Origin of the sequence: Microcoleus sp. MON2_D5, from assembly GCF_036701905.1 — a bacterium.
GTDB lineage: Bacteria > Cyanobacteriota > Cyanobacteriia > Cyanobacteriales > Microcoleaceae > Microcoleus.
This window is the reverse complement of the sequence record NZ_JAUBRM010000133.1, coordinates 1-12,551: the sequence shown is the minus strand read 5'-3', so window position 1 is coordinate 12,551 and position 12,551 is coordinate 1. Positions and strand designations below refer to the sequence as shown.

At 48.2% G+C, this 12,551-nt stretch carries 4 protein-coding genes; 2 read left to right on the top strand and 2 right to left on the bottom strand.

The genetic code is table 11. The features are described 5' to 3' along the window. Positions 1–77: 77 nt before the first annotated feature. Together QUA47_RS28375 and QUA47_RS28370 are read left to right on the top strand one after the other, a co-directional pair. Complete coding sequence (locus tag QUA47_RS28375; protein WP_333433234.1) at positions 78–3,182, top strand: AAA-like domain-containing protein; 3,105 nt, start codon at positions 78–80, stop codon at positions 3,180–3,182. Positions 3,183–3,209: 27 nt separating this feature from the next. Next, the gene (locus tag QUA47_RS28370; protein WP_333433233.1) at positions 3,210–6,767 is read left to right on the top strand and encodes a WD40 domain-containing protein; all 3,558 of its coding nucleotides are present in this window, start codon (positions 3,210–3,212) and stop codon (positions 6,765–6,767) included. Positions 6,768–7,013: 246 nt separating this feature from the next. Here the strand turns inward: QUA47_RS28370 and QUA47_RS28365 are convergent, their stop codons facing one another. Together QUA47_RS28365 and QUA47_RS28360 are read right to left on the bottom strand one after the other, a co-directional pair. Beyond that, complete coding sequence (locus tag QUA47_RS28365; RefSeq protein ID WP_333433232.1) at positions 7,014–10,337, bottom strand: DUF4347 domain-containing protein; 3,324 nt, start codon at positions 10,335–10,337, stop codon at positions 7,014–7,016. A gap of 777 nt (positions 10,338–11,114) precedes the next feature. Then, on the bottom strand, positions 11,115–12,551 hold a 1,437-nt coding region (locus QUA47_RS28360), incomplete at its 5' end, for a calcium-binding protein (protein WP_333433231.1).

The following is a 12,551-nucleotide window of genomic DNA, read 5'->3' as shown; positions in this document are numbered from 1 at the left end:
CTAAATATAATCTTTTCAATTTTCCTAACTTGAAAAGATTTGATGCCTTTTCACAATTCATATAGGATTGCTATAGTATTTTAAGCTTAGATTTTCCCGTAGATGATTTTTTCGCCTTAATTCGTTATTGCTACAACCAACGAACCCTCCATCCCTCATACAATCGGATTACCTTCGCGATTTTCGGAGTAGCTACACCCAGCGATTTAATCGCCGATAAAAATCGGACACCTTTTAATATCGGAGTGGCGATTGATTTGTCAGGATTTAGCTTAGAAGAAGCGCAACCATTAGCGAAAGGGCTAGAAAATGTCATAGCCAATCCGCAAGCAGTTGTCAAAGAAATCTTAGTTTGGACGGGAGGACAGCCATTCTTAACGCAAAAAATATGTGAATTAGTGGTAAAAATGGCGCGGGAAGCCCACACGGCAGATTTAAAAATACCACCGGGAACCGAGGGATTTTTTGTGGAATTGCTGGTGAGAGAAAATATCATCAATAAATGGCAATCGCAAGATGAACCCGAGCATTTAAAGACAATCCGCGATCGCCTCATTCGCAACGAGCAACGCACAGGACGTAGCTTAGGCATCTATCAGCAGCTCTTACAAGCGAGTGAAATTGAAGGCGATGATAGTCGAGAGCAGATCGAACTGCTGCTATCGGGTTTGGTAGTAAAACAACAAGGTTTGTTGAAGGTAAGAAACCCGATTTATCAAGAAGTCTTTAACCTGGAATGGGTAGAAAAACAGTTAGGGCAACTGCGCCCTTACTCCCAAGCTTTCAATGCTTGGATCGCTTCAAAACAACAGGATGAATCGCGACTGTTGCGCGGACAAGCGCTAAAAGACGCTTCCTACTGGGCGCAGGGAAAAAGTTTGAGCGATTTGGACTATCAATTTTTAGCCACTTCTGGTGAATTAGACAGGCTGGAAGTTCAGCAAACCCTGGAAGCAGCGAGGGTCAGAGAAGTTGAAGCCCGACTGGCAGAAGAACGCAAGCGGTTAGCTTTAGAGCGAGAGACAGCAAAGCGACAGCGAAGGTTTATTGGAGCGCTGAGTGGAGCACTGATAGTTGCGATCGCACTTGGCATCCTCGCCCTCTGGCAATATCGTCAAGCCGTTACCAGCGAAATTCAAGCCCTCACCTCCTCCTCCGCAGGACAACTTGCGTCCGAACAGCGATTAGACGCTCTCGTAACCGCCATCAAAGCCAGACGCAAGCTCGACAGTGTCGCTAATTCCAGCCTTCAATTGCAATCTCAAGTTCAGCAAGTGCTGCAACAAGCCATCTACGGAACGACAGAATTCAATCACCTATCGGGTCATCCCAGTGCAGTTCTAACTCTTGATGCTAGTCCTGACGGGCAACTCATCGCCACAGGCAGCAACGACCAAACGGTAAAGCTTTGGCAGCTTGATGGTACCCTACTGCAAACCCTGGAACACAAAGGCACCGTCCACGCCGCCAGTTTCAGTTCTGACAGCCAGCGCGTAGTCACAGCCAGCTTGGACGGCAGTATTTATGTGTGGCATCGGCAAGGCAAGCTCCTCAAAACCTTTCAGGGACACAGCGCTGCGATATGGGGCGTTGCCGTAAGTCCTGATGTTCGGCGCATCGCTTCTGCGGGTGAAGAAAGTACCGTTCGCCTGTGGAGCATGGATGGCAAACTGCTCAAAACTCTAAGCGGACATCAAAGTGGGGTTTGGAGTGTTGCCTTTAGTCCCGATGGAAACCTGCTCGCTTCTAGCAGCGCCGACGGTACGGTCAAGATCTGGACTTTAGATGGCAAACTGGTGAAAACCCTAGAAGGTCACAGCGCTACTGTTTGGGACATTAAGTTCACCTTACTTGCCGACAATAGCGGTACAAAACATCCCGCCATCCTCTCTGCCAGTGCTGACAACACGATTAAAATTTGGCAACCCGACGGAAAGCTGCTAAGAACTCTCAGGGGTCACAATTCTGAAGTGTTTGAAGTCGCCGTCAGCACAGCAGGCGATGCGATCGCTTCTGCGAGTGCCGACCAAACTATAAACCTCTGGAAGCCGGACGGGACACTGTTAAAAACCCTGAAAGGGCATCAATCTGGGATTCGCGGGCTTGCCTTTATTCCCAACCGCCAAATGATTGTCTCCGGCAGCGACGACACAACTGCCCGACTCTGGAACCTGACCAACCCCTTCTCGAAAGTCCTTTACGGACATGGCAGCACCATTTGGGATATCGATTTTAGCCCAGACGGTCGGATGCTAGCTTCAGCGAGTTCAGATCGAACCTTTAAAGTGTGGGCGCGAGACGGTCGGTTGCTAAAGTCTTTTGCCGGAAAGCAGGCTGCGTTTTACTCTGTTTCTTTCCTTTGGGGTTCCAGCTTTGCCAAAGGAGCCAACGCACCTACCCTGGCTGCGTCCAGTGAAGATAAAACGATTCAATTCTGGCAGTTTGACGGCACGTTGCTGAAAACAATCAAAGGACATGATGCGGGTGTTTGGGATATCTCTCCAAGTCCAGACGCTCAAATACTTGCTTCTGCCAGCGATGATAAAACTATAAAACTGTGGAAGCCTGACGGTACTTTGCTGAGAACGCTCGCAGGACATCAGGCAAGGGTTTACGATGTGGATTTTACCCCCGACGGAAAGCAGTTAGTTTCTGTCAGTGAAGACGCGATGGTTCGCTTGTGGAGTTTAGACGGTAAATTTTCTAAGCTTTTGAAAGGTCATCGCAGTGGAGTTTGGGAAGTTGCTATCAGTCCAGATGGTGGCACTTTGGCAACTGCCAGCATGGATGACACGATTAAACTCTGGAAGATCGATGGCACGTTGCTCGAAACTCTTCAGGGCAATACCAGAGGCATGATGGCAGTTGATTTTAGTCCAGACGGTCAAATGCTGGTGGGGGGAGGCGCTACTGGCGAACTCAAACTCTGGAAAACCGACGGGACAGAAATCACGACGCTAACCGGACATGAAGGGAACGTTTGGGGGGTGGCGTTTAGTCCTGATGGCAAACAAATTGCCTCGGTTGGGGACGATCGCACAATCATTCTCTGGGATGTGGAGCGCATTCTCAAACTCGATGAACTGGCTTATGCGTGCGATCGCGTCCGGGATTATCTGCGAACAAATGCCGAAGTGAAGGAGGAAGATAGACATTTGTGCGATGCCGTGGGCGATCGCTAAATTATCCGAAACCGTGAACTATCAATTATGAAAGATTACTCTTACCAAATTGGCGGCAGTCTCACAACTGATGCGCCTACCTATGTCGAACGACAAGCAGATATCGAGCTTTATGAAGCCTTAAAACGAGGCGAATTTTGCTACGTCCTCAACTCCCGACAGATGGGCAAATCTTCCCTTCTCGTTCGCACCCTGCACCGACTGCAAGCCGAAGGATTTCTCTGCAGCGCGATCGACATGACTCGCATCGGTAGCGAAAACATTACTCCTTTACAGTGGTATAAAGGAATCGTTGGGGATTTGTGGCGCAGTTTTCATCTTGTAGGGAAAGTCAATTTAAAAACCTGGTGGCAAGAACAAGAAGAAGTTTCTCTCCTGCAAAGATTGAGTCAATTTATTGAAGATATTTTATTGAGCCGATTTCCCGAAAATCGAATTATTATATTTGTCGATGAGATTGATAGTATTTTAAGCTTAGATTTTCCCGTCGATGACTTTTTCGCCTTGATTCGTTATTGTTACAACCAACGATCCCTCAATCCCGCATACAATCGGATTACCTTCGCGATTTTCGGAGTAGCTACACCCAGCGATTTAATCGCCGATAAAAATCGGACACCTTTTAATATCGGACAATCAGTAGATTTGCACGGGTTTTCCTGGGAAGAAGCCTCTCCTTTAACTAAAGGGTTAGATAGTGTAGTCAGTAATGCCGAGGCAATTATCAAAGCAATATTAGCTTGGACTTATGGGCAACCATTTCTGAGCCAAAAGCTGTGTCAATTGATAGTAATAGCGGCGCGAGAATCTCACAGTGACGTGCTGACAATTCCACCGGGAACAGAGGGATTTTTTGTGGAATCGCTGGTACGATCGCAGATCGTCCAGAATTGGGAATCTCAAGATGAGCCAGAGCATTTAAAGACGATCCGCGATCGCATCCTGAGAAATGAGCAACGTGCTGGAAGACTCCTGGGAATCTATCAAAAAATCTTACAAGGAGTGGAAGTCCCAACCGATGACTCGCGAGAACAGGTAGAACTATTGCTGTCTGGTTTGGTTGTAAAACACCAAGGTTTTTTACAAGTAAGAAACCCCATTTATCAAGAAGTATTTAACCCCGAATGGGTAGAAAAAAATCTCGCTTCCTTGCGTCCCTACTCTCAAGCGTTTGATGCTTGGATAACTTCAAAGCAGACCGATAAATCCCGATTGTTACGCGGACAATCATTAAAAAATGCTCAAGCTTGGGCTCAGGGTAAAAGTTTAAGTGACTTGGATTATAAGTTTTTAGCAGCTTCTGAAGAATTAGATCGAACAGAAGTGCAGGTAGCATTGGAAGCAGAACGGACTAAAGAAATTGAAGCCAGACTAACAGAACAACAAAAAAGATTAGCAATTGAGAAAAAAAGTTCGAGGCGGCAAAGATTTTTGCTTTTTGTAGTAAGTATAGCATTAATTATCGCCTGTGCATTGGGGCTAGCGGTGTATTTTCAGTATCGGCAAAGTGCTGTCAGCGAAATCAAGGCGATCGCCAAATCTTCCGAAGCACTATTCGCCTCAAATCAAAAGTTAGATGCACTTGTACAAGCCATCACAGCACAGCGACGATTGCAAAAGTTAGGTGTTGCAGACGCAGATATCCAGCACTCAGTTAAGGAGGCTCTCCATCAGGCTGTTTATGGAGCGGTTGACTATAACCAGTTATCCGGGCATGACAATGTGGTTAATGATGTCATTTTCAGCCCTGATGGCGAACTCATTGCCTCAGCTTCTGCCGACAAAACCATCGAACTTTGGAAAAAAGACGGTACAAAGGTGGGAACGCTTCAAGGACACAACAATACGGTTTGGGCAGTCGTATTTAGCCCCAGAGGGGATCTAATTGCTTCTGGTTCTGGCGATAACACCGTTAAACTTTGGCGCAAAACGAGTACAAAATCACCAAACGGAGAGTCGAGCTATACCTTGTGGCACACCTTAAAAGGACATACCCAAGATGTTGCAGACGTAGCGATCGCTCCTGACGGTCAGATTATTGCTTCCGCTTCTAAAGATAAAACAATTAAACTCTGGAGTACAGACGGCAAACTGCTGAGAACTCTCACCGGACATAAAGATGAAGTTGTCAGCGTTGCCTTTAGCCCTGACAGTCAAACTATTGCATCTGCTTCTAACGATAAAACCATCAAACTCTGGAGTGCAGACGGTCAACTGCTGAGAACCCTCACCGGACATACGGAGAGAGTTAGAGACGTTGCCTTTAGCCCTCAAGGAAATCTGATTGCCTCCGCGAGTTGGGATAAAACCGTCAAACTTTGGCACCTTGACGGCACGTTAGTCCAAACTATAACTGAACACAGCGATGGAGTAATCAAAATCGCTTTTAACCCTCAAGGTCGTTTAATTGCCTCGGCAAGTGTTGATAGAACAGTCAAACTTTGCAAGCTTGACGGGACTCTGGTAAAAACCCTACCAGCCGCCAAGGATGTCGTCTCTGGAGTGGCTTGGAGTCCTGACGGGCAACTCCTCGCCTCATCCAGTTGGGATGGCCCGATCGCGCTCTGGAAGCTTGATGACAGTTTGCTCCACACTCTTAACGGACATCAAGCACCAATTTACACCATAAAATTTAGTCCTGATGGTAAGACAATTGCCACTGCCAGTCGCGATAATACCGTTAAACTTTGGCGGCTTGATGGTAGCTTAATTCGCACTTTCCCCAAACAAACGGATAAAGTTTTCGGAGTAGATTTCAGCCCAAAGGGAGACATCATTGCTACAGGTGGTTATGACAGCACTGTTCGAGTGTGGCAACTAGACGGAACTTTAGTCAAGACTTTTACGGGACATCAAGGTAGAGTTTTCGCCGTTGATTTTCATCCAGATGGACAGTCAATAGCCTCGGTGGGTGAGGACAGAACGGTTAAAGTTTGGAGAATTGATGGTTCTGAATTAGCAACTCTCAAAGGACATACCGATCACATTAACGGAGTTGCCTTTAGTCCCGATGGACAGGTTATTGCCTCAGCTAGCGTGGATGGCACTGTTAAACTTTGGCAGTGGGATAATGCGATCGCCTCTGGAAAGCCCAGCTACAGGCTTCTACACACGTTAACGAGCCATCGCCGTCAGGTAGCTGGAGTGGCATTTAGCCCTGATGGCAAGACTCTCGCTTCAGCAGGTATGGATAGCATGGTGAGACTTTGGCGGCGCGACGGTACGGAAATCAGAGCCTTAAAGGGACACAAAAATGGGGTGTTCGGAGTGGCATTTAGCCCTGATGGCAAGACTCTCGCCTCAGCAAGTTTCGACGGCACACTCAAACTTTTGAGGGAGGATGGTCAAGAGCTTGAAACCTTAAAAGGACATAGCGATGGGGTGTTCGGAGTGACATTTAGCCCTGATGGAAAGTTCATCGCCTCAGCAAGTCAGGATAGAACCGCTATTGTGTGGAATTTAGAGCGAATTTTCCAGCTCGATTTCCTCCAGTATGGATGCGATTGGGTCGGAAATTATTTGCGAACCAATGCTGATGTGAAGGAGGAGGACAGACATTTGTGCGATCGTATTAAAACGGAATAATCTCAACTCCGCTTTATTAGGAATAATAGATTAATATGTGTGGGCTAGAGCATCAGAGGATTAGAGGATATTTATCATGCTTGGCTAATTTTTATTGGAATATGCTATTCTACCAAATCCAGATTAAACTACTCCCTTTATCTCTCAGTCTGCGGAGGCGGACTTCGTTTATTTAGTAGCGGTTTCAACCACCGAATGATACGCAGAATGATAAAGGGAGTAGCCAACCCTGATTTGGTATAATAACTACAGAGTAATGAAATCGCTAGCGGTAAGAATACCGGGGGTAATACCGTTAAGCTTCGCCAACAATTGATTGGTGTCCGTCACAGTAATCAAAGTCTGATTGTTGCTGGAAGTAATACTGAGTTGATTGAAACTTAAACCAGGATTCAACCCAAATAAATCCTCTCCCCTGCGGAAATCATTAATGATGTCGCTACCCAAACTTTGATTGAGGACAAACACATCATTTCCCGAACCTCCCGTCAATGTATCGTCCCCAACATCCCCGGAAAGGAAATCGGAACCGCTGCCACCGCTGAGAATATCATTACCTTTGCCGCCGTACAGGGTGTCGTTACCGATGTCGCCGCAAAGCACATCGTTGTCATTGCCGCCGAACAGTAAGTCGTTGCCCTCACCCGCATCGAGACTGTCGTTTTCTTTGCCGCCGTACAGGGTGTCATTTCCCTCCTCGCCAAAAATCAGGTCTGCACCTTCATTGCCAAAGGCAATATCGTTGCCGTTTCCGGCATTAATTGTGTCATTTCCTAAGTTGCCTAAAATGTAGTCATCGCCATCTTCACCCAGCAAGATATCGTCATCTTTACCGCCAAAAATGCTGTCGTTGCCCAGCCCGCCGGCAACCGTATCGCTGCCGAGATCTCCCCTCAACAAGTCGTCGCCATCGGCGCCGACAACAGTGTCAGGATCTTTACCAGCGTAGATGGTATCGTTGCCAGCGCCGCCAGAGATGAAATCGCTGCCTTCATTGCCAAAGATTGAATCGTTATCTGCGCCGCCGTCAATGTTGTCATTGCCGCCCATACCGTAGAGAGTATCGTTGCCGGCAAGTCCATTAATCGAGTCGTTGATGCCGCCACCCATGATGAAATCGGTACTGTCGCCGCCGTTAATAGTTTGTTGGACGGGGTTGGGTGTGAGAGTGGCAGGGTCGAGTTGGGGGGCGTTGAGGCTATCGAGTAGGCAATCATCTGCGACCGGAGTTGGTGTGGGCGCGGGAGTTGGTGTTGGCGGCGGCGCAGGTGTGGGCGTCGGCGTTGGTGTGGGAGTCGGTGTGGGAGTCGGTGTGGGAGTCGGTGTTGGTGTGGGAGTCTCAGTTGGGGTGGGAGTCGGCGCCGGCGTCGGAGTTGGAGTCGGTATTGGTGTGGGAGTCGGTGTGGGAGTCGGTGTGGGAGTCGGAGTCGGAGTTGGGGTCGGAGTCTCAGTTGGAGTTGGAGTGGGAGTCGGAGTTGGCGTGACTGTAGCGTTAAATTCGTAAGCACCAATATCCACGATCGCACTTCCGTTATTATCACCATCTTGAGGGCGACTCACACCGCGCTGATCCGCAGCCGGCGCGCCCGCACCAGTACCAGTATCAATTGCCGGACTTCCTGTTAGCAGCGGCAGCACGAAAGCGCCGTTAATATTTTCCAAAGGGCCGAGTTTCGGGTCTGCGATCTTCACATTTGCCGTAACATTATTGTCGTTAGGATCGCCCGTCGTGAGTTTATTAGGAAATTGCAGATTATTTCCCCCGTTGATTAATTCCCGGCCGGTTTGCTGCTTAACCTTAAAAGGATTACCCGCCGTGTTGCTATCAAAAATAGAATTCTTGACAGTAATTGGCTGATTACCAAAAGTAGCAATACCTCCCGAATATTCGCCAGCGGTATTTTTAGCAAAAGTCGAATTGACGATATTAGTCGAAAAAGAATCTCTGTTGCCAACAACCATTCCCCCGCCCTGCTTAGCAGCACTGTTGCCGGAAAAGGTACTGTTAACAATGCTGACATTTCCATTTTCTCCGAACCACAAACCGCCGCCGTTGTCTTCAGCTTTATTGTTAGCGAATGTGCAGTTGGTCACTGTCAAATCAGCGTTACCGTGACGAACCCCGCCTCCAGAACCTCCAGTACCTGATGAATTCTTTACGGCTTGGTTATTAATAAAAGTGCTATTTTCCAAAACCACTTTATCTTGCAAATAACCAAACAAAAAGGCTGCGCCTCCTTCTCCTGAGCCGATATTGCCGTCAAAAACGCTGTTGCGGATAGCAATATTTCCGGCAACAGGGCCGGGGGTTGCATTGGGGCCCGAAGCATTAGCGCCATCGACGTAAACTGCCCCGCCAGGGCCTTTATCTGTGCGGTTGCCTGTGAATTTAGAGTTTTCGATCGTCATGCTGCCCAACAGGTTATTAACAGCTCCGCCGTAGCTGCCTTTGTTGTTGGTAAATTCGCTATCTCTGATAGTCAGAACACCGCCGCTTTTGGTTGCGATCGCGCCGCCACCGCGTTCGGTATTGTTAGCTAAAGAACCATCATTGCCGCTAAACTTGCTGTTAATTACATTTGTCGTGCTGCGAAAACCCGTGTAAATGCCACCACCCAAACCAGCAACATTATTATTGACTTGGCAATTTTCTAAAGTTAAAGTGCTGTTACCTCCCGTTTGAATGCCACCACCGGCGCTAGTTGCCTCATTATTCGGATCTGTTCCAGAAACTTTGCCGTTGACAACAATCAGGTTTTTTAGAGTAACATTTGTTGAACCTTCGGTTAGGATAACCCGCGAAGTATTGTTGCCACTGATGGTTAAACTAGCTGCACCAACTGCATCAATTGTCAAGTTTTTGTTGATGACAAGTTGACCGGAAGTGAGAGTAATTGTTTGGCTGGCAAGAGTGGAGGCAAATTGAATGGTATCGCCGGCTGCTGCCGAGGCGATCGCACTTCTCAAGGAACCCGGCCCGCTATCATTATTGTTGGTAACGGTAATAGTCGCTAAAGTCCCTCGGTAATCCGCCATTGCCTCTGGAGTCAAGGCTAGCGGTGCTTCAATATCACCCTTGGCCAACTCCAAATTCCAGTTACCACCGCGGCCAGTGCGATCGCTAGATGCCGCAACATCAGCTCCGGTTAACTCGCCCAGGCGATCGACAAAATCGCTCCCCGAACCCGCAGCAACATCGCAACCGTAAAGCACAATATCTGCTTTGTCGCTTAGCGCATTTCGCCACTCTTGCAACTGGCTTTCATATTGTGACAAATTATCCGAATTCAGCGTCCTAGAACCTAGCTGCAAGCTGCCAGAATTGCCGTGCGAAAAAATATGAAGTTGGTCTACAGTTTCCCCCGCAGCAGAAATTGTTTGCAGTTTCGCAGTAATTTGCTCGACTCCATTACCATTTTTATCTAAAATGATGATCTCTGTACCGGGAAGCACGCCACCCGCAAGAGTTTGATAGTCATCTAGGCCCGAATCTATGAAGACAATAGATTTAGAACCAGCATTGCGGAGAACAGATTGTGAATCCCTGTTGGTGGCAAAAGTTGAACTCATTTGGCATACCCATGAGAATGTTTACTATTTGCTAGTAGATTCACCTTGAAAGCAGAAGGCTAAAGATGCAGAAGGCAGTAGGCAGAATTAAAAACTCAGTGATCCATCGGAAAGATTAAAATTTAGGGAAAAACTTTAATTCTATCCCTAAGTGAAATCCGACACTTGTCTCCCTAATCAGCTTAAGCTGTATAAAAATTGCGATTTTCTGAGCAATTAACTGCAGAGGATGTAATGTAAATAGTCCGGCACCGGGAACCTCTCTATGTAGATTGGCAAGGCGCACCATTAGCGAGATAAATAGTGCATCAAACCATTTGGTAGCCTTGGTTAGATAAAATTCCAAAAAGATTTTCTGTAGTTCCCAATTTCTGACAATTGCTCTAGCTAGTACCTGATACATTCACATTAGAGAAAACCACGAAAATTGCCTAAAAAATTGATTAATTTAATTTTTTTAATAACTGGCAAAAAGTTCCCAAAAATCTGAAATTTAGTGGTTGAGAAAGCTTGCTTTATTCGGCCGCTGTTTATGGCTAGCCAGCTCAGGAGTGCAATAGACGGAGTTGCCTCATTTTAGGTGTGGGCGATCGGCAATAAACAAGATTTATTACCGATCGCGGTTGAAAACAATCAGATCGAGCGATCCTCTTCGTTAGCGTAGCCCCCGTAGGGGAGGGCTGCGCTAACGTCATCCACAACCTTTCAGGAGTTTGAGAGCTTTCTTCACCACTCCTGAGGGGTCGGGCTGCTTATGGCGCACCCTACCCGAGGTAGTTAGATTGTTATCTGAGTGAAATCGCTAGCGGTGAGAATACCGGGGGTAATACCGTTAAGCTTCGCCAACAATTGATTGGTGTCCGTCACAGTAATCAAAGTCTGATTGTTGCTGGAAGTAATACTGAGTTGATTGAAACTCAAACCAGAATTCAACCCAATTAAATCCTCTCCCTTGCGGAAATCATTAATGATGTCGCTACCCAAACTTTGACTTAGGAAAAACACATCATTTCCCGAACCACCAGTCAAAGTATCGTCGCCAACATCTCCGGAAAGGAAATCGTCCCCAGCACCGCCGCTGAGAATATCATTACCTTTGCCGCCGTACAGGGTATCGTTACCGATGTCGCCACAGAGCACATCGTTTTCATTGCCACCGAAGAGCAAGTCGTTGCCCTCACCGCCATCGAGACTGTCGTTTTCTTTGCCGCCGTACAGGCTGTCATTTCCCAAGTCTCCAAAAATCAGGTCTGCACCTTCATTGGCAAAGGCAATATCGTTGCCGTTTCCGCCATTAATTGTGTCATTTCCTAAGTTGCCTAAAATGTAGTCGTCCCCATCTTCACCCAGCAAGATATCGTCATCTTTACCGCCGAAAATGCTGTCGTTACCAACGCCGCCAGCAACTGTATCATTGCCGACATCTCCCCTCAACAAGTCGTCGCCCTCGGCATCTACCACAGTGTCAGGATCTTTGCCAGCGTAGATGGTATCGTTGCCAGCACCGCCAGAGATGAAATCGCTGCCTCCATTGCCGAAGATTGAGTCGTTATCTGCACCGCCTTGGATGTTGTCATTCTCGCCCATGCCGTAGAGAGTATCGTTGCCGGCTTGTCCGTTAATTGACTCGTTGATGCCACCGCCGATGATGAAATCGTTACCTTCGCCGCCGTTGACAGTTTGTTGGACGGGGTTGGGGGTGATGGTGGCAGGATCTAGTTGCGGGGCGTTGAGGCTATCGAGTAGGCAATCATCTACGGCCGGAGTTGGTGTGGGTGCGGGAGTTGGTGTTGGCGGCGGAGTCGGCGCAGGTGTAGGAGTTGGAGTGGGTTCGGGTGTGGGTGTCGGAGTGGGTTCGGGTGTGGGAGTTGGAGTCGGCGCGGGCGTCGGAGTTGGCGCAGGCGTCGGTGTCGGAGTTGGAGTCGGCGTCGGCGGAGTTGGTGTGGGAGTCTCAGTTGGAATTGGCGCCGGAGTCGGTGTGGGAGTTGGAGTCGGCGTCGGCGGAGTTGGTGTGGGAGTCTCAGTTGGAGTTGGCGCCGGAGTCGGTGTGGGAGTTGGAGTGGGTTCGGGCGTCGGAGTTGGCGCAGGCGTCGGTGTCGGAGTTGGAGTGGGTTCGGGCGTCGGAGTTGGCGCCGGAGTCGGTGTCGGAGTTGGAGTGGGTTCGGGCGTCGGAGTTGGCGCCGGAGTCGGTGTCGGAGTTGGAGTGGGTTCGGG